This window comes from Pseudomonas sp. Q11, assembly GCF_024494355.1.
In the GTDB taxonomy this organism is placed as follows: domain Bacteria; phylum Pseudomonadota; class Gammaproteobacteria; order Pseudomonadales; family Pseudomonadaceae; genus Aquipseudomonas; species Aquipseudomonas hefeiensis.
Map to the genome: position 1 here is coordinate 60,768 of NZ_JAKNQY010000002.1, position 16,368 is coordinate 77,135.

Annotated in this window: 21 protein-coding genes and 3 pseudogenes; 11 read left to right on the top strand and 13 right to left on the bottom strand. The window is 54.0% G+C overall.

Annotation, left to right across the window (positions count from 1 at the left end; all coding sequences use genetic code 11):
• The first annotated feature begins 49 nt into the window (after positions 1 to 49).
• Complete coding sequence (locus MA884_RS02345) at positions 50 to 796, top strand: electron transfer flavoprotein subunit beta/FixA family protein (protein ID WP_256229183.1); 747 nt, start codon at positions 50 to 52, stop codon at positions 794 to 796.
• A gap of 13 nt (positions 797 to 809) precedes the next feature.
• On the top strand, positions 810 to 1,742 hold the full coding sequence (locus MA884_RS02350) for an electron transfer flavoprotein subunit alpha/FixB family protein (protein WP_256228831.1): 933 nt from the start codon (positions 810 to 812) through the stop codon (positions 1,740 to 1,742).
• Positions 1,743 to 1,867: 125 nt separating this feature from the next.
• On the opposite strand, the gene MA884_RS02355 is transcribed toward MA884_RS02350, so the two are convergent.
• Positions 1,868 to 2,944 carry a LacI family DNA-binding transcriptional regulator gene (locus MA884_RS02355; RefSeq protein ID WP_256228832.1) on the bottom strand — a complete coding sequence of 359 codons (1,077 nt, stop codon included), beginning with the start codon at positions 2,942 to 2,944 and terminating at the stop codon, positions 1,868 to 1,870.
• A gap of 287 nt (positions 2,945 to 3,231) precedes the next feature.
• On the opposite strand from MA884_RS02355, the gene MA884_RS02360 reads away from it, so the two are divergent.
• From MA884_RS02360 to MA884_RS02380, 5 genes are all read left to right on the top strand, one after another.
• Positions 3,232 to 3,756 carry a RidA family protein gene (locus MA884_RS02360; RefSeq protein ID WP_256228833.1) on the top strand — a complete coding sequence of 175 codons (525 nt, stop codon included), beginning with the start codon at positions 3,232 to 3,234 and terminating at the stop codon, positions 3,754 to 3,756.
• Between the two features lie 122 nt (positions 3,757 to 3,878).
• Positions 3,879 to 5,183 carry an MFS transporter gene (locus MA884_RS02365; RefSeq protein ID WP_256228834.1) on the top strand — a complete coding sequence of 435 codons (1,305 nt, stop codon included), beginning with the start codon at positions 3,879 to 3,881 and terminating at the stop codon, positions 5,181 to 5,183.
• A gap of 154 nt (positions 5,184 to 5,337) precedes the next feature.
• Positions 5,338 to 5,988 (top strand): flavin reductase family protein, encoded by a 651-nt coding sequence (locus MA884_RS02370; RefSeq protein ID WP_256228835.1) that lies wholly within the window; start codon positions 5,338 to 5,340, stop codon positions 5,986 to 5,988.
• 32 nt (positions 5,989 to 6,020) lie between these two features.
• Entirely contained in the window at positions 6,021 to 6,806 is a 786-nt protein-coding gene (locus MA884_RS02375; RefSeq protein WP_256228836.1) for an enoyl-CoA hydratase/isomerase family protein, read from the top strand.
• Between the two features lie 891 nt (positions 6,807 to 7,697).
• Entirely contained in the window at positions 7,698 to 7,940 is a 243-nt protein-coding gene (locus MA884_RS02380; RefSeq protein ID WP_256228837.1) for a hypothetical protein, read from the top strand.
• 33 nt (positions 7,941 to 7,973) lie between these two features.
• Here MA884_RS02380 and MA884_RS02385 read toward each other — a convergent pair whose 3' ends face one another.
• Positions 7,974 to 8,552: a hypothetical protein gene (locus tag MA884_RS02385; RefSeq protein WP_256228838.1), complete on the bottom strand. Its 579-nt coding sequence runs from the start codon at positions 8,550 to 8,552 to the stop codon at positions 7,974 to 7,976.
• A gap of 62 nt (positions 8,553 to 8,614) precedes the next feature.
• On the opposite strand from MA884_RS02385, the gene MA884_RS02390 reads away from it, so the two are divergent.
• A complete protein-coding gene (locus MA884_RS02390) occupies positions 8,615 to 9,265 on the top strand; it encodes a hypothetical protein (protein WP_256228839.1) in 651 nt (216 codons plus the stop codon).
• Between the two features lie 19 nt (positions 9,266 to 9,284).
• Here the strand turns inward: MA884_RS02390 and MA884_RS02395 are convergent.
• Positions 9,285 to 9,900 (bottom strand): annotated as a pseudogene (locus MA884_RS02395) (DNA cytosine methyltransferase); the annotation flags it as partial.
• A 199-nt stretch (positions 9,901 to 10,099) separates the two neighbouring features.
• Here MA884_RS02395 and MA884_RS02400 point away from each other — a divergent pair.
• On the top strand, positions 10,100 to 10,462 hold the full coding sequence (locus MA884_RS02400; protein WP_256228841.1) for a hypothetical protein: 363 nt from the start codon (positions 10,100 to 10,102) through the stop codon (positions 10,460 to 10,462).
• A 7-nt stretch (positions 10,463 to 10,469) separates the two neighbouring features.
• Here the strand turns inward: MA884_RS02400 and MA884_RS02405 are convergent, their stop codons facing one another.
• The 5 genes from MA884_RS02405 to MA884_RS02425 all read right to left on the bottom strand — a co-directional run bounded on the left by MA884_RS02405 (position 10,470) and on the right by MA884_RS02425 (position 12,081).
• Complete coding sequence (locus MA884_RS02405) at positions 10,470 to 10,787, bottom strand: hypothetical protein (protein WP_256228842.1); 318 nt, start codon at positions 10,785 to 10,787, stop codon at positions 10,470 to 10,472.
• Positions 10,788 to 10,862: 75 nt separating this feature from the next.
• Positions 10,863 to 11,324, bottom strand: a complete 462-nt coding sequence (locus tag MA884_RS02410; RefSeq protein ID WP_256228843.1) for a hypothetical protein — start codon at positions 11,322 to 11,324, stop codon at positions 10,863 to 10,865.
• On the bottom strand, positions 11,321 to 11,542 hold the full coding sequence (locus MA884_RS02415; RefSeq protein WP_256228844.1) for a hypothetical protein: 222 nt from the start codon (positions 11,540 to 11,542) through the stop codon (positions 11,321 to 11,323). Before MA884_RS02415 ends, MA884_RS02410 begins: the two co-directional genes overlap by 4 nt.
• Before the next feature lie 22 nt (positions 11,543 to 11,564).
• Positions 11,565 to 11,882, bottom strand: a complete 318-nt coding sequence (locus tag MA884_RS02420) for a hypothetical protein (RefSeq protein ID WP_256228845.1) — start codon at positions 11,880 to 11,882, stop codon at positions 11,565 to 11,567.
• Positions 11,866 to 12,081, bottom strand: coding sequence for a YqaJ viral recombinase family protein (locus MA884_RS02425; RefSeq protein ID WP_256228846.1), 216 nt, complete (start codon positions 12,079 to 12,081; stop codon positions 11,866 to 11,868). The genes MA884_RS02420 and MA884_RS02425 overlap by 17 nt, the downstream gene beginning before the upstream one ends.
• Positions 12,082 to 12,117: 36 nt before the next feature.
• Here MA884_RS02425 and MA884_RS02430 point away from each other — a divergent pair.
• Positions 12,118 to 12,286: pseudogene (locus tag MA884_RS02430) on the top strand (IS21 family transposase); the annotation flags it as partial.
• Here the strand turns inward: MA884_RS02430 and MA884_RS02435 are convergent.
• The 3 genes and pseudogenes from MA884_RS02435 to MA884_RS02445 form a co-directional block, all read right to left on the bottom strand.
• Positions 12,283 to 12,450, bottom strand: a pseudogene (locus tag MA884_RS02435) (IS21 family transposase); the annotation flags it as partial. The pseudogenes MA884_RS02430 and MA884_RS02435 overlap by 4 nt on opposite strands.
• Positions 12,451 to 12,598: 148 nt before the next feature.
• Entirely contained in the window at positions 12,599 to 12,991 is a 393-nt protein-coding gene (locus MA884_RS02440; protein ID WP_256229184.1) for a RidA family protein, read from the bottom strand.
• A 133-nt stretch (positions 12,992 to 13,124) separates the two neighbouring features.
• Complete coding sequence (locus tag MA884_RS02445) at positions 13,125 to 13,826, bottom strand: TetR/AcrR family transcriptional regulator (RefSeq protein ID WP_256228847.1); 702 nt, start codon at positions 13,824 to 13,826, stop codon at positions 13,125 to 13,127.
• A gap of 110 nt (positions 13,827 to 13,936) precedes the next feature.
• Here MA884_RS02445 and MA884_RS02450 point away from each other — a divergent pair, with 110 nt between their 5' ends.
• A complete protein-coding gene (locus tag MA884_RS02450) occupies positions 13,937 to 15,142 on the top strand; it encodes an MFS transporter (RefSeq protein WP_256228848.1) in 1,206 nt (401 codons plus the stop codon).
• A 37-nt stretch (positions 15,143 to 15,179) separates the two neighbouring features.
• On the opposite strand, the gene MA884_RS02455 is transcribed toward MA884_RS02450, so the two are convergent.
• Together MA884_RS02455 and MA884_RS02460 are read right to left on the bottom strand one after the other, a co-directional pair.
• Positions 15,180 to 15,500, bottom strand: a complete 321-nt coding sequence (locus tag MA884_RS02455) for a chorismate mutase (protein ID WP_256228849.1) — start codon at positions 15,498 to 15,500, stop codon at positions 15,180 to 15,182.
• Positions 15,501 to 15,524: 24 nt separating this feature from the next.
• Complete coding sequence (locus MA884_RS02460) at positions 15,525 to 16,115, bottom strand: LysE family translocator (RefSeq protein WP_256228850.1); 591 nt, start codon at positions 16,113 to 16,115, stop codon at positions 15,525 to 15,527.
• Between the last annotated feature and the right edge of the window lie 253 nt (positions 16,116 to 16,368).

Genomic DNA, 16,368 nt, shown 5'->3' on the forward strand with positions numbered 1-16,368 from the left:
GCTCGGCAGGACATGCAAATCTGTTGTTTATTTTGCGCAGGAGAGCGAATTGAAAGCATTAGTCTCAGTTAAGCGAGTCGCCGACTACAACGTGAAAGTGCGGCCGAAAGCCGATGGCAGCGGTGTCGAACTCGCCAACGTAAAAATGTCCATGAATCCCTTCGACGAAATCGCAATGGAGGAGGCCGTTCGGCTAAAGGAGAGGGGCGCAGTGACTGAAGTGGTCGTTGTCTCGTGTGGGCCGTCGCAATGCCAAGAGACACTGCGAGTCGCGTTGGCGATGGGGGCCGATCGGGCGATCCTTGTCGAAACGTCAGTCGAATTACAGCCGCTGGCTGTGGCAAAACTTCTCCACGCGGTCGTCAGCCGCGAAGCCCCGCAGTTAATCATTTTGGGCAAGCAAGCCATTGACGATGATAGTAACCAGACCGGCCAGATGCTTGCAGCCCTGGCCGGGCTTTCGCAAGCGACGTTTGCTTCAAATGTTTCGATTACGCAGGACAAACTTCAAGTGACACGTGAGGTCGACGGTGGCCTTGAAACACTGTTGCTAACTCTACCTGCCGTGGTGACCACGGACCTGCGGCTCAATGAGCCTAGATACGCCACGCTGCCAAACATCATGAAAGCGAAGAAGAAGCCTCTGGAAATAGTGACGCCCGAGGTACTCAACGTCGACGTGACTTCACGGCTGAAAACGCTGCGCGTCGCGGCGCCAGCAAATCGCTCCGCTGGTATCAAGGTGCCGGATGTGCGGACGTTGCTCGAAAAATTGACTGAAACCAACGTGCTATAGGGCTGGGTAGAAAATGACTATTCTGGTAATTGCTGAACATGACAATAAGGCAGTCAAGCCCGCCACATTGAACACGCTAGCAGCCGCACAGATAATTGGTGGCGATATCGATTTATTGGTCATGGGAAATGATCTGCAGCCAGCGGTCCATGCTGCGTCGAAAATCCTGGGCGTCCGGCGAGTCCTTGTTGCAGAGGCTCCGCACCTTGCGGATAACCTGGCAGAAAACGTTCAAGTTGCCGTGATGCAACTGGCGAAGAGCTACTCCCATATATTCATACCCGCGACTGCGTTCGGAAAGAACGTCGCGCCGCGCATTGCCGCTGCGTTGGATGTTGCGCAGATCAGTGATGTGATCGGGGTTGAAAGTTCAGATACCTTTAAGCGGCCCATTTACGCGGGAAGTTTGATCGCGACGGTGCAGTCCGACGACAACCACAAGGTTGTCACGGTTCGTACAACCGGCTTTGAACCCGCTGCCGCCAGTGGCGGCAACGCAACGATTGAGCGAATCGAAGCGGCACCTGATCAGGGTATCTCGACACTGTTGAGCCGAGAGGTTACGAAAATGGATCGGCCCGAATTAACCGCCGCACAGATCATCGTGTCGGGCGGGCGTGGTTTGGGCAGCGGCGAAAATTACCGGGACCTTTTGCAGCCGCTGGCGGACAAGTTGGGCGCGGCACTGGGTGCCTCGCGCGCGGCAGTGGATGCGGGGTTCGTGCCCAACGACTATCAAGTGGGGCAAACGGGGAAAATCGTTGCACCTGACCTGTACTTCGCCATCGGCATTTCTGGAGCGATTCAGCATTTGGCTGGCATGAAGGACAGCAAAGTGATCGTGGCGATCAACAAAGACCCAGAGGCACCTATATTCGGAGTGGCTGACTACGGCCTCGTAGGGGATCTCTTTGAGGTCGTGCCAGCGTTGACCGCGGCCATCTGATTACGGTGATGGCAGGGCAGTAAGCCGCGGGCAAGAGGGCCAGCGCCAGCATTGGACCTTTGGTCGCCTTGAATGACGGACCGGCGGGCGACCTCTTCACCCTGTGCCATATCTCAGATCAAAAATTAATGTTCAACCCTCTTACCTGCAGCCCTGCGATTGAAAACACTCTCTGCAGAATTTTGACTGTGGACACGATGAGGGCCGTCAGACGCGCGGATGATCAATTCTGGTATCCATACCTCTTGGAGTTCCTGGGGCAACCGACCGGCCAAACGTTCGAGCAACATCTCTGCCATTCGCTTACCTGCACGATGCGTCTCCGCTGAAAACGTTGTCAGCGAAGGCTGTACAAAGCGCCCGATGGGATGATTGTCTCCGCCAATCACACCGACATCACGCCCTGGCGATTGGCCCGTTTCAGCAATGCCGCGCAACACGCCCAAGGCTATCAAGTCGTGGCCACATACGATGGCGGTGGGCGGGTCCGGGAGCGCGAGCAACCGGCGTGCGGCCTCAGCCCCGCCTTCTTCGGAAATATCGGCCTCTACACAAAGTGCTTCGTCGAACCGGATGCCCGCAGCATGTAATGCTTCGGTATACCCCGCATGTTCCAGGTGACTGAACATGAGGTACTCAGGAGCATGAACCAGGGCTATCCGTCGATGACCCAAGGAGATGAATCGTGCGCAGCCGGAGCGGCCAACAACATGATGATCGATATCGACGAAGGGGAACGCGTTGGACGTTTCGCTTCTGCCAAAAGCGACAAAGGGAATGTCCTGTTCGAGAAGATAGGCAATGCGCTCGTCTTGCCGACGTGTCCGGGCGAAGAGTAGGCCGTCGACGCGCTGTCGTTTGATGAGACGCTTGAAGAGTTCCATCTCCGCTTCCACGTTTCGTGCGCAAGCGACAATGACCTGATAGCCACTGTTGTCCATGGCTTCATTCACACCCATCAGCATGTCCAGGAAAAAGGGATGAGCGAACGAGGTCTGCGGTGGAGATAACACGAACGCAATGGTGTCGGCGGTTTGCCGACGCAAGCGGCGTGCGGAAGGGTCCGGAGTAAAACCGAGCAAAGCCGCCGCCTGGAGTACACGCTTACGAGTTGCCGGGCTCACGTCCTCCTTGCCGTTCAGTGCCTTTGACACTGTGCTGATGGACAGGCTGAGCGTGGCTGCAAATTCCTGAATATTCATTTTGCTTCGCTCTGAAACCACCTGGATGGGTGGATCGAAATCGATTTACCACTCCGCATGGCGACATCCTTCATGTTTTGATAGAAAACGATTTCGTAAATCATACAAATTTTTTTGGAAAACTCACATTTTTTGCTGACTGTTGACAGTGTCAATTTTGGGGATGTACTCCATGTCCGCCGGCTATTTTAGCGATCATGGTGCTTTAAGCGACGATAAATGTATAGATCATTTGGATTTTACTGGCCTTAAAAACGTTTTCGAAAAATCTATCATGGCAGTTGAACTTGCAAATCCTCAGTGGTAATGTTTTATCGAAATCGATTTCGAAACAACAAAAATTCCATCGAGCATCGAGAACCTTCCAGTGTTGCGAGCGCGACGGAGCGGAAATCCCGGCAGGTCTATCAGTGGAGAACGCTTTGATAAAACATATTCTGACTCACAAAGCCCCTTTGCCGCGGGGGCACTATGCGCAAGCGACCAAGGCCAACGGCTTTGTTTTCGTGTCGGGGCAGCTGCCGCTGACAACCGATACCCAGCTCACTCTTCCGGAAGGACTAGAGGCGCAGGTTCATCAGGCCCTTACCAACATGCGAGAAGTGCTTCTCGCGGCAGGCACTGACGTTGGATCGCTGGTGAGCGTCCAGATCTACGTATCAAACATCGATAACTGGCCGCGTGTGAATGAGCTTTACCGGGAGTTTATCGGGGAGCCGGCGCCGGCTCGAACGGTCGTGCCATGTGGTGAACTCCACTACGGAGCACTGGTGGAAATTAGCGCGATCGCCATATGCAGTGACGTTTCATAAAGAACAAAAACAATTAAATGAATGTCGCGCGAAAGTAGTGTCAGTACGTCGCGCTGCCCTGAGGAAATGCTGTTGAGACAGCACTGCGAGCGCAGAATGTCTCATCCCAAGAGGAGATCGATATGAAGATGTTTGACTGGTACAGAGCGGCCACCCCCGCGGGAAAAAGGACGTTTTGGGGGTGCTTCGGCGGTTGGACTCTGGATACGTTTGACAATCAGGTTTTGGCGTTTCTTTTGCCTGTCCTGATGGCAACGTGGCATTTCTCCAAGCCGGAGGCGGGTTTGATCGTTACGTCTTCATTGCTATCCGCTGCTTTGGGAGGTTGGGTTGCAGGTATTCTGAGCGACCGTTACGGGCGTGTGCGTATTTTAACGTGGGCCATCATCTGGTTCACCGGCTTCAGTATCGTTGCTGGGCTCACAAATTCGTATAACCAGTTAATGGTTGTGCGAGCGCTGCAAGGTTTGGGTTTCGGCGCGGAGTGGGCCGTCGGTGCCGCACTGATGGCGGAAGTTATCAACCCGGCGCATCGGGGCAAAGCGTTAGGCTTAGTGCAAAGCGGGTTTTCCGTAGGCTGGGCACTTGCAGCAATGGTGACTGGCCTGCTGCTGGCGTACTTTCCGGAGTCGATCGCCTGGAGAATGGCGTTCTGGGTTGGTGTTATTCCTGCAGTGTTCGTGCTGCTGCTCCGCCGATACATTCCTGAGCCGGAAATTTTCCGCGAGATGAAAGAAGCCACAGGTGGCGTAACTGTTGCGACATGGCGCTCATCGTTTCGCAAGGACGTTCGGCGCTCAAGTCTTCTCTCTGCGCTACTGATCACCGGATTGCAAGGAAGTAGCTACGCCATCATGGTGTGGCTGCCGACAATGTTGATTCAGGTGCGTGGCTTGCCAGCGTCGTCTGTCGCAATGATGGTGACGATGATGAGTGTCGGGTCCTTTATCGGGCAAGTCGGCTTCGCTTATCTGAACGACTCTTTGGGACGTCGATTCACCACCATGGCGTTCTGTCTATTCTCAGCCTTCCTGACGGGCGTTTATTTGCTGGTGCCAATGAACGCATGGGTGCTGGCACTTTTAGGGCTTCCGGTGGGTATGGGCATCAACGGTGTATTTGCCGGACTCGGCCCCATGCTGTCAGAGCTTTTCCCGACTCAGATTCGAACGACGTGCATGGGATTCTCGTACAACGTCGGCAAGTCGATTGGCGCGATGAGCGTCGCATTGGTTGGTGTAACGGCAGAATATGTCGGCCTGTTGAATTCGATCGCTCTCTACTGCTTCGTTGGCTATTCCTGCGCATTACTTGCCCTGGCGCTCCTGCCGGAAACACGCGGTCGGGATCTCTCGAGCATTGCGCCCGCCGAAGACCTCTTTGGTCAGACGGATTTGATCGAACAAGCCAATCCCTCCCGCAGATAGCGCTCCCGGCCCGCGTATCGTAGTCCGCACCAGATCTATCCCAAGCCAGTTAATTGCAGCCATCACCTGGAGCTGTCGTGCTGCCTTTATAAGGTACGCAGGCTCCAGGTTTTGCTGACCTTTATTTGCACACGTTGAGACACTGGAGTTACGCATGAGTAGTGAATTGAGGCACGGCGAAGTCGATTTTGATTCGGATGTCGTGTTTTATAATCCTGCTGGCGGCCACGGCCTGCCGCACGATCCGTTCAAGGCAATCGTTGCGCCGCGCATGATCGGATGGATATCGACAACTTCGTCGAGCGGTCGATTGAATCTTGCACCTTACAGCTTCTGCGGTGCGTTCGCGGCGTTCCCGCCGATCATCGGTTTTTGCAGTGAGGGCCGCAAAGACAGCCTGCGCAATATTGAACAGACTGGCGAATTTGTCTGGAATCTTGCGACGCGTCCGCTTGCAGAGAAGATGAACCTTACCTCGGCCATCGTCGCTCAGGATGTCGACGAGTTCCAACTGGCAGGTTTGACGCCGGTGGCAGGACGTAACGTGTCGGTGCCGCGAGTCGGCGAGTCGCCATCAGCGTTGGAATGCAAGCTGTTGCAGATCACGCAGTTGCTCGATCTTGACGGCAATCCAACAGACAACTGGCTCGTGCTGGGGCAGGTGGTTGGTGTGCACATCCAGGAGGCGTATCTGAAGGATGGACTGTTCGATACGTACGCTGCGCAACCGATCCTGCGAGCAGGATACCGCGGCGATTACGCACAGATCGGGGAAATATTTGAAATGTTTCGCCCGGAAGTCTGAACACCGATCCATTGCGTAGCGAGAATGCTCCGATGCCAATCGATTTTAAAGTTATCAATCAAAACATCGCACACATCGTGATTAATCGTCCCGAGCGACTCAATGCTCTGGATGTTGAGCACGAGCGCGCGCTAGCGGCTGCCTGGAAACGGTTTAATACTGATTCAGGTTTGAAGGTCGCAATTTTGACGGGATCAGGCGAGCGCGCATTTTGTACAGGCGCAGATATCCTGGACTATATCCCGCACCGACGAAGGATTGCCGAAAGCCAGGGCGAACAAGGCACCATCAGCTTCGGCGGGCTGACAGCGATTAGAGATGTTATGAAACCCACAATTGCTGCAATTGACGGCTTTTGTGTGGCGGGAGGCTTGGAGTTGGCTCTGGCATGTGACATTCGTATTGCAACGCCCGATGCACGTTTCGGCTTACCTGAAGTCAGGTGGGGGATTATCCCCGGAGGCGGCGGTACGCAGCGGCTCGGTAAAATCGTCGGCCTCGGTGTTGCGATGAAAATGATTCTGACCGGAAACGAGATAAGTGCCGATGCGGCCTTGAACTGTGGATTGGTGACTGACCTGGTTGAAAAGTCAGAGCTCGAAAATACCGCAATCGCCATCGCTGATCGAATTGTAAAAAATGGCCCCTTAGCAGTAGTAGCAGCTCGGCAGGCTCTTTTTGCCAGTTTCGAACTCCCGATGGAGCAAGGGCTAGCAAAAGAGGCCGAACTGCAACGCCATTTACTGCTTACGGATGATGCGGCCGAAGGGGTTGCCGCTTTTTCTGAAAAACGCCATCCGAAATATCAAGGCTGCTAATTTAAATATTGGGTTTCTCGTAAAAAAACGCGTTCAAATACCACCCAACAAAAATAGGTTTTTTAGAGCTTTATTACTGTCAATACTAAGGACGTACGCTAGAGCGGTTGGTACAGCTCCTGGCTGCTCTCTGCCCATCACGACTGTCTGCTTGTGGCCGATTTATCCAGTCATGACGGCTGGAGTCGACCTGAAAAAAACGCGCGGCGATCCTTATGGCACTATGAAAACGCAGCACTAACTAAGCCGATTTATGGAGACCCTAGTGATTCTGTCGCGGTGGACTCTTTATTCCGCTCTTCCCAACCGATAGCGTTAGTAAAAGCTGAGCGACACGCCGTCCTTGCGGATTGAGATTCGACTCGATACCGCGCCAGAACTCGAAGATTGTGGCGGTGATTGTCTGAGTGCATGGCTGAATGCGGGGACCCTGATGCGCAGCTGGCAATGCAAGAGATCCTTCCAAGACGCAGTCAGGAAAACAAGTCAGGCAAAGACTATGACGAATTACGGGATTAGCGACTGAGTTTGAAAGAGGGGAGGTGTTTCTGATGGCTTTGTGCTATATAGCGTTTTTTAGCCGAGGGAACTGCGATGTCTTCCAACTACCAAGCTCAGTACAAATCTTCTGCAACTCAGCAATGGCAAACAAAAACCTACGGCTCAGAGATGGGATGCATGCAAGAGTTGGCTCGGCTTCGCGAGAAATACCCGTTTGCTCGGGTTATCGACCCTGCAGGCCGTGTAGTTAGCTGATCCGCGCAAGCCCCCGTATGCCGCTCGTGCGGGTGACTTTGAAAGGGAGAAAGGTGGCCTTTAGCCTCGATAGAGGTTCTGGCCAGAATTTGTGAAGATCCGGCCCTCTGCTCGATGCTGCTCAAGGAGAGGGCCATGTCACACAGCCTGGATATGCCGATCACGCACGAGTACCGCGGGCATTATGTGGTTGTGAAGTTCACATGGCACAAACCTAACGACGACTCACCAGTTACTGCACATGTACTAACGTATTGCGATGTGCCGGGATTGGCAAGCGAGGTTGCGGAACTCCATGGGCCGTGGGCCAGCTATCACAGCGCTCTGGCCGAGGCGATGTCCGTGGGCGAACGGTGGATCGACAACCAACGGGTCTGAAATTCATAATTTCTATGCGGCCTGCTGTTGTTCCTAGCCGAGGTCCTGCTGTACGGCCGTGACGATACGGCACAAGTAAGTCCAGGCTGGATTCAGCTCGATCGCTTTTTCATCTACCACGCGCCACCACTCCGCGCCGAACAAATCGGTCAAAAGCTCGCCGTGCCGGTGCGCACTCATGATCGATTCGACATTGCGCAGGTCTTCGATCTGGTCGAAAAGATCCCGAGCGTCTTCGTTATCAAGGATATCGCTAAATTCCCAATAGCTCTTGCGCATGCGGCGCCGGTCGACGACCGCCTTTCTCGCAAGCTTCATCAGGGTGTCGTTAGAAAAGCGCATGGCGCCCATGCTGGGCGAGAAGTAGCCGATGATGTAGTGCTCATCCAGCTGGCAAAAGAACTGAGCGAGGGTGTGCCCGTCCCACATTCCACCCCAGTAGGCGTGCCAGCTCTTGTCCCGGCAGCTGACTGTGATCTTTCCTTTTCTCGGGGCCAGGTCCTCTAGGAATACCGTGATTGGGTCCAGGGCCTTTGCGCCGGTGATTACCAGCTTTGTGACGGTCGAGCGCTCAACCTTCAGCGGCTCGGACCGTTTGTTTTCTGTGGGCATGGGGATAACTCAATGCTTCTGCACTGTAGAATCGGAAGCAGGTCATAAGGAAGGTGGTTTTTATGGGCAGGGTGCTTGCGATAATTGGGGTTGTTCTTACTGTTCTCTACGCGGTTTTTGCTTGGTGGTTAGTTGGCGACCGAATTCAAACGCTTCGATCTATGGGGCTGAACGAGGTCGGAGATTTTCTTGCTGGCGCTTTTGGCCCTCTAGCAATCCTCTGGCTTGTTTTGGGTTTTTTTCAGCAAGGTGTAGAGCTTCGCCAAGGAACTGATGCTCTCAGGTTACAAGCTCAAGAGCTAAATAATTCCGTTGTTCAGCAGTGCGAAATGGTTGCGGCACAAAAAGCCAGTCTGCTGAATTATGAAAGGACGCTAGAGCCTCTCTTGCATCTAGATGTTAGTGACAGTGGATGGAGCGAAGGGGGGTTCTATGTCAGCCTGAATGTGAATAATACCGGCGAATACTGTGAGTCAGTTATCATAAAATTATTTGCGACCGATAATGGTGAAAGAAGCGCTGACCCACTCATAACCGGAGCGTCTTGTTCTGTACGATTTGACGGTCTTCATGAATGGGAGGATTTTGAAGTTGTCGTTGAGTACAAAACAAGAAGCGGAGCGTTTAACTCGCAAAAGTTTAGTGCTGCTAGTTATGATGAAGAGGGTAATGGCTATGACTATTATGTGAGAAAGCTTCCTTTTCTAAATTGATCTTTCAGTATTGACTTACTTAAGCTGCTAGGCGGTGGTAAAGCTCGATGACGTTCGCGGCATTGGCGCTGACCAGTTGTTCGGGTTCATCCGGACAGACGCTGTTTCCGATTAGTTTCACTTGGTCAGTCTTGTTGATCGGCAGCCACTGCTCAGCGCCAGTAACCGGATCAACGAAAAGACCACGATCAATGATGTAATCCTTGCCGAATCCCCTGCGCCGCCTTCAATTCCGGTGGTTGCAGCATGCGCAGCGTAATGTCCACCAACACGTAGCCGCCGACCATCACCATGTCGGCGGGGTCCTTGAAGTGCTCTGGCAGATATTTGTGCATGAATGCTGCGCAGCGGCGGGCACCCTCCAATTGCTCGGACGTCAGGGTGTTCAGCACCTGAGTCACCTCAACCAACGCAACTCGATCCTTCATAGGTAGGGTATGCATGGGCTCTGTCAGTGAAATGCCGTCCTTTTCGTTGCCGTAGTACTTCACCAGGTAAGCGTTGATCAGGCGCTGGTTGGCGCCGGATTGGCAGATGGTCGAGAGAGGCGAGTCAGCCGCGCGGCCGTCCCCGTCATAGAAACCACCATTCGCTTGCTCGAAAAACGCCGCTGATACCGCATGGTGCCCGCTGCTGGAACGGTCGTTATGCCAATGCAGAGTTGCAGTTCCGTTGTCTCAGTGCAAACGATCCCGAGCTGCGCAGGCCAACTCTGTAGTCGGAACCGAACGTAAAGATCAGAATCGAGCAATAGCGCCGCCCTCCGTGGCCGGTGGTGGCAATTTGGTGTGGGTTGGGGTATTAGGGAGCTTTGAACTTAAGGCAGAGCTGCGAATGGATCTAAAATTAAGCGACTGGGTGACAATCGGAGCCGCATTCGTAACGGCTATTCCGGTTATCTGGGGGGCTTTTCAGTACTTACTCATTAAGCGGGCGGAAGAGAAGGATCGCCAGTTCAAAAATTATCATGGGATGATTCAGAATCTGGTGGAAACTGCGACATACATCGATAGGCAGGTTGCCGCGGTTTTTGAGCTGAGGCATTACCCGGCTTACTTCCCAGCGACGCACAGGCTTCTAAGCAGGCTTAAGACTTCATGGAGCAAATCTCCAAATCAACACGTAGGCGCTGTAATTGAAGAGATTGACAAGACGCTCGCATACATAGAAAGGTCAGGGCACAGGTATCTAGATTAAAACTGAATCAACAATCTCGTCGCCCGGATCGCGCTTCAGCTCCGCTAAGCTCTGATCTCGAAAAACACCCGCGCCACGTTTTCGCTAATCTGAACTTGTGGTGCGGACTCTGAATCGCCATATATGAGAGCGTCGGCCCGAGGGCGTGAGCGTTCAGAATCAAGTTCTGCACAGCCTCGCTGATTTCCTCGATATCGTTCCAGACCATCAGCTCTTGAAGCTTCTGCCGCGCACCCAGCCGTAACCGGTGCCGCAACTCCTTCTCGTCGTACTCGATCCGCTTCAATGCAGCTTTGGCCGACCGTTCTTGCCCGGTCTTCGCCATGGCCTGCTCCTTCAATTCCACTGGCCGGCAGTGCCAGCCAGGTCTGTCGTTTGCGTCGTTGGGTGTGGAAACGTCTCACGCTGCTACCTTCACCTGGTGCCAGGCGCCGGCGGCGTAGAACAGCTTCGCGGCCTGGGCCTCATCCATCGAAACCTCGTCCGGGATGGCGATCCAGCCTGACGCCACCAGGTGGTTCGGGTTGCAGCTTTCGCGCAGCTCCAGATAGTAATGCTCGATGGCATCCGTCAGGCGCTCGACCTTATAGATGCCCTCGGGCGATATCTCCACCGACTTGATGTACTCGGCGCCACGTTCGTCTCGACACATGGCGCCGATGTAAATCGTCCAGCGGTAGGAGAAGTCGAAAATGGCGTTGGCGATCGCCAAGCTGCGAATCTGCCGACAGCTCTTCCAGTTCGCCATGATCCGGCTGCCGCTCGGGTCGATGTCCACGACAGCGACGTGATTAGTCCTGAGTAGCGCCCGGCAACTTCGTTCAGCCCGGGCGAAACCGTTGTTCGCTTTGCGCTTACTCATAGTGCGTCCGCCATTTTGCGAAGCGCCCTGCGCTCGGCCAGGGTCAGCTTCTTTGGCCGTCGCTTGAGGACTGTTTCAGGGTCTATTTTCGGAGAGCGGGGAGGTGGGATCGGGTTGCGCGGCGGGCTTTTCAATGCGGCTATCTGCCCGCCGGCCGCGAGGAACTGGGCGACCTTCTCGGAAAGTGAGTCCGCTTGTGGCCGATGGTGCTCGACCAAGCTGAGGGGGTGCTGATCATGATCAAGCTCCTAATCTATGGGCCTGCGCCCGCGCTTTGTCGGCGACCTCATCAACCATCCGGCCAAGCTCTAGATTGAACTGGACCAGCTCTTGATGGAGCATTGCGATGTACTCGTCATCGCGCTTAATGGTCTCGATGTAGAGGCGGCAGTCTTCATCTTGGCGCGGATCGAACGACAGGAAATCCCACCATTCCCGGCCTGTGACGAACATGCAGCCCTGAACCTGCGGCTTATGTTCCTCGGGCATGCCTTCGAGCCAGGTGCGAACGTGGACGGCCTCATTGAATGGACATTTCGACTCAATGCCCGTCTTCACCAATCAAGCCGTCCGGCGAACAGCCCAACCAGTCGTACTTTGGGCGAACCACAAAGCCCGACTTGATGACGTTATTTCCGGTCAGGATTTCGTAAAAGTCATGAATCGACTGCTCAACCTCGGTGCCCCAGGCCATCGACTTGCTGCTGACCGAATGTTTCGATCTGTTAGCCAGCCGTTCAAATGCCAGTTCGCGCATATAGGTGGTGCGGGCAGCAAGTGGTTTGCGCTTGCCGTGGAGCGTTTATCCAATGCGTAAAATCCGGGAGGTATTACGCCTAAAGTTCGACGCCGGCCTGTCCGTGCGCAAGATTGTCGCCAATCTGCGCATCAGCAGCGGCAGGGCCGGCAATTACCTGCACCGCCTCAACGCTTGCGGGCTGACTTGGCCGACATCATTGTCGAAGGTCGCGCACCGCTGGTACGCCGACTGAGTGGCTTCGGGCGCTGTGACCCATTTCTGGATGGTGTTTCTCGAAAGCCCGATACGCTTGGCTATCTGGTGTAGTGAGAGCTTGTCGCGGAAGTACATCCGCCGGATTTTTCCCAACATTTCCATGCTGATCACGCTGTGTTCTCTTGCTCGGAAAGTGAGCAGAAGCAGTTGAACTCCGGGGTCAGTTTTGAGTCGGCAAAACAGCCTTTACCGGGTCAATTTTCGGACAGCGGCAACACACCCATCTAATATTTTCATATTCACGTGCCTATCCGAAAAATTATCGCTGCACGGCGATGCATTTGATCTCCACGAGGAGGCCCGGTCGAGCCAGTTCCCCGACACCTATGCATGTCCATGCACAAGTGCTCCTAGGAAAGACTTCGTCCTTCACTTGTCTAAAGATTGGCATGTGGCGTTGCATATCGACGTGATAAGTCGTCATTTCGACGACATCCTCAAATTCGCAGCCACCGGCGACCAAGACGAGCCGGAGATTTTCCCACGCTGCCAGAAACTGCTGCTCCGGATTTTCGATGACTAATAACTCCGGCGTCCGGCCTACCTGACCAGCGCAGTAGAGAGTTTTTCCAACCTTTACAGCTGGCGCATAACCAGCATGCTCGCAGAGCAATTTCATGCCATCTGGAACGATGATCTGACGATCAGTCATGGTCGTGAAGCCTAGAATATAAACGGATACGAAACCTAACCCAGGTACCAGAGCGTCGTCCACGCGAGTCACTCCTCATTAAGCAATCAACCCCTGAAGGTGTATTAGGCTGATGCTTACACGCTTGGCGGATTTACTCAGGCAGGGGATCTTCGGGATGACGTGATTCATCGGATACCGGAACTTCTCGCTCATTTTGAACTTCCGGGTCGTCAATCGTCGCAACAATACGCAGACTATCCCATACCCCCATTACCTGAGTCACCGCTGCATCCAGCGTGGCATGTGGCAGACCATCGCGCGCCAGTGTCGATAAACCCAAGAGAAAACTGTCGAACACGGTGGCGAGCGTTTCCGGTATTACCGTCGCGGGCAATTCCCCTGCGGCAATGGCGCGGTGGATACAGGCAACTATACCTGCACGGTTCACGTTCCTCGCCCGTGCAAGAGGCTCGGAGATGGCCTTGCTCTCATCTGAGCAAGCACTCATCAAGCCTAACGCCACCAGACACCCTTTGGGGTGATCGGGTTCGCACTGCATTTTCGCTGATCGGCGAAGGGTGAGTTCAATCGCGTCCCTGGGCGGAAGGGTTGTATCAGACAGGCTGTCAGTGACCCGGCCGTGGGTGGTGAGGTAGCGCTCCATTACCTCATTGAACAGGGCCTGTTTCGAGCCAAAAGCGGCGTAAAAGCTAGGCGCAGTAATGCCCCCTCCGATTTTCGACTTGAGCTGGCTGAGCGATGTTGCATCGTACCCATGTTCCCAAAACAAATGCAGTGCCTGAGTGATTGCCACATCACGGTCAAACGTGCGTGGGCGTCCCATTTGTGCCATGTCGGATTTCCTCCAGAAGTATTTAAATACTAATCGATATATAAGTCATTGACCACCAGGCTGTTCCTCTCTACATTTATACCGACCAGTATATTAGTGAGGATGGTCGAATGGCTACAGATGAGCAGCAGGACGGAAAGCTTCCGATTGGGGCGTTACTGGCACTGGCGATGACGGGTTTTATTTGCATCGTAACTGAGACGTTACCTGCGGGTTTGCTGCCCAAGATCGGCAGTGGCTTGGGGGTCTCGGCATCGTTGGCGGGACAGATGGTGACCGTTTACGCATTGGGGTCGCTGCTGGCAGCCATTCCGTTGACTATTGCCACGCAAAGCTGGCGCCGCAGAACGGTGCTGCTGCTAACAATTGTGGGCTTTCTGGTATTCAACTCCATCACGGCGCTGTCTTCCCATTATTGGCTGACCTTAGTTGCACGGTTTTTCGCTGGCGTTTCGGCGGGTCTGGCCTGGAGCCTCATCGCGGGTTATGCACGACGTATGGTTGTCCCTCAATTGCAGGGCCGCGCGCTGGCGGTAGCGATGGTGGGAACGCCCATCGCGTTATCGCTGGGGGTGCCTTTGGGAACCTGGCTGGGTGGATTCATGGGTTGGCGCATGGCTTTCGGATTGATGTCCGGGTTGACCTTAGTGCTGATCGCTTGGGTGCTGATCAAGGTGCCGGACTACCCAGGCCAATCTTCCTCACAGCGCCTGCCGCTACGTCAGGTGTTTTTTATCCCCGGCGTACGCTCAGTGCTGGGAGTCGTCTTCACCTGGATGCTGGCTCACAATATTCTTTACACCTACGTCGCGCCCTTTGTTTCCAAGGCTGGGTTGGCGAGTGACGTTGATTTTGTATTGCTGGCATTTGGTGTCGCGGCGCTGGCGGGCATCTGGGTAACAGGACGGCTGGTTGATCGTCATCTGCGAAAGACAGTATTGGCGAGTCTCGCAACCTTCGCAGCAGTTTCGGTTTTCTTCGGCTTTTTCTCAGGCTCTGCCTTGGCAATTTATGCTGGTGCTTTTATCTGGGGCCTGACCTTTGGTGGCGCTGCCACGCTTCTGCAAACCGCGCTTGCCGACGCAGCAGGCGAGGGCGCTGACGTTGCGCTTTCGATGAACGTCGTTGTCTGGAATGGCGCTATCGCCGGCGGTGGACTACTGGGTGGCGTATTGCTCGGTCAATGGGGAGTGAGTTCTTTTCCTTGGGTCTTATTAATGTTGCTCCTTCTAAGTCTGGTCATTGCATCACGAGCGCGAGTCCATGGTTTTACACAAGGTGACAGACAATCCAGTCAAATGATCACCGGTCATTGATGTACTGGCAGCATTGCGCTGCACGATCCGTTTGCCGTCAGAGCATGGCTGCGCTTGCGGCGCCATGCTCTGTTGCTATTTTCTCGTGTCGCTGCACGACCTCGCTAATGACAAACCGCATCAATTTTTCGACAAAAACAGGATCCAGATTGGCGTGCTCTGCAAGTGTCGTCAGGCGATCGTATTGATGCTGTTCCCTGTCCTTATCCACTGCAGGCAAATGGTGTTCTGCTTTCAATGCGCCGACCTGATCGGTGCAGCGAAAACGTTCTGCAAGCATATGGATGAGTGCGGCGTCGATGTTGTCAATGGTCTGTCGAAAGGATGAGAGTTGAACTGTGATATCGGACGTATCCATAAAATGTTCTCTTTACAATAATGGCTAGGGAAACAAAACCGGATACAGAGAGCCAACGAGAAGTAATGCCATTGCAATGTTGAATGCCCTGAGCCTTACCCCGGAAAGCCAATGCCGCAGAGCGGTTCCCAGCCCTGTCCAAATTGCATTCGAGGCCAGGCCGATGACAGCGAAAGCCATCGCAACCAGGATGACCGAGGTCAGCATTCGATCGGCAGCAAAAAGAGTGATAGCCGAAAAACCGGTGGCCCAGATCTTGGGATTGACCCCCTGAAAGGTTGCTGACTGGAAAAATGTTAGCGGTTGCGCTCCTCTTGCTTTTGCCTCAGGCGGCACGGCTATGGCGATCTTCCAGGCCAACCATAAAAGATAAAGTGCAGATACGACGCGCAAAGCCGTTTGCAGCACCGGGAAAGTGTCGAAGACAGTCATCAGTCCCAGGCCTATCAGAGAAATGATTGCGAAAACTCCGGCCGAAATCCCGAAAAGATGGGGCAATGATCGAACAAGGCCGAAATTGGCACCCGAAGCCATCACCATGATGTTATTTGGTCCGGGGGTTATGCTCGCCGCAACCGCGAAAATCGCAAGCGCAGGTAAAATGTTATCCACCATTTAGTTTCCGTCCGGAAGTGAACTGTATGCCAATGCGGAGCTCCGCCTAGAGGCAGTCAACAACATAATCCAATCAAACCTACTAGATGGTAGGTAGCAGTTCAATACCCGATTTCCAAACTATTCGAAAATTTTGCTTGGTTTCACACCTCGTGCGCATGGATACCTGGCCACTGATATGTCATTCCTCGGGACTGCCCAGTCGACCGAAATTGACTTACTTGACGCTCGGCCTACCAGAAGGTAGCGTCCG

Bases quoted from the DNA above. Each gene is read 5' to 3' on its own strand.
- MA884_RS02425 (WP_256228846.1), bottom strand. From the start codon at position 12,081: ATGCGCGAACTGGCATTTGAACGGCTGGCTAACAGATCGAAACATTCG.
- MA884_RS02440 (WP_256229184.1), bottom strand. From the start codon at position 12,991: ATGACTGATCGTCAGATCATCGTTCCAGATGGCATGAAATTGCTCTGC.
- MA884_RS02445 (WP_256228847.1), bottom strand. From the start codon at position 13,826: ATGGCACAAATGGGACGCCCACGCACGTTTGACCGTGATGTGGCAATC.
- MA884_RS02410 (WP_256228843.1), bottom strand. From the start codon at position 11,324: ATGAGTAAGCGCAAAGCGAACAACGGTTTCGCCCGGGCTGAACGAAGT.
- MA884_RS02370 (WP_256228835.1), top strand. From the start codon at position 5,338: ATGAGTAGTGAATTGAGGCACGGCGAAGTCGATTTTGATTCGGATGTC.
- MA884_RS02450 (WP_256228848.1), top strand. From the start codon at position 13,937: ATGGCTACAGATGAGCAGCAGGACGGAAAGCTTCCGATTGGGGCGTTA.
- MA884_RS02375 (WP_256228836.1), top strand. From the start codon at position 6,021: ATGCCAATCGATTTTAAAGTTATCAATCAAAACATCGCACACATCGTG.
- MA884_RS02390 (WP_256228839.1), top strand. From the start codon at position 8,615: ATGGGCAGGGTGCTTGCGATAATTGGGGTTGTTCTTACTGTTCTCTAC.
- MA884_RS02455 (WP_256228849.1), bottom strand. From the start codon at position 15,500: ATGGATACGTCCGATATCACAGTTCAACTCTCATCCTTTCGACAGACC.
- MA884_RS02380 (WP_256228837.1), top strand. From the start codon at position 7,698: ATGTCACACAGCCTGGATATGCCGATCACGCACGAGTACCGCGGGCAT.
- MA884_RS02350 (WP_256228831.1), top strand. From the start codon at position 810: ATGACTATTCTGGTAATTGCTGAACATGACAATAAGGCAGTCAAGCCC.
- MA884_RS02385 (WP_256228838.1), bottom strand. From the start codon at position 8,552: ATGCCCACAGAAAACAAACGGTCCGAGCCGCTGAAGGTTGAGCGCTCG.
- MA884_RS02400 (WP_256228841.1), top strand. From the start codon at position 10,100: ATGGATCTAAAATTAAGCGACTGGGTGACAATCGGAGCCGCATTCGTA.
- MA884_RS02365 (WP_256228834.1), top strand. From the start codon at position 3,879: ATGAAGATGTTTGACTGGTACAGAGCGGCCACCCCCGCGGGAAAAAGG.
- MA884_RS02355 (WP_256228832.1), bottom strand. From the start codon at position 2,944: ATGAATATTCAGGAATTTGCAGCCACGCTCAGCCTGTCCATCAGCACA.
- MA884_RS02405 (WP_256228842.1), bottom strand. From the start codon at position 10,787: ATGGCGAAGACCGGGCAAGAACGGTCGGCCAAAGCTGCATTGAAGCGG.
- MA884_RS02460 (WP_256228850.1), bottom strand. From the start codon at position 16,115: ATGGTGGATAACATTTTACCTGCGCTTGCGATTTTCGCGGTTGCGGCG.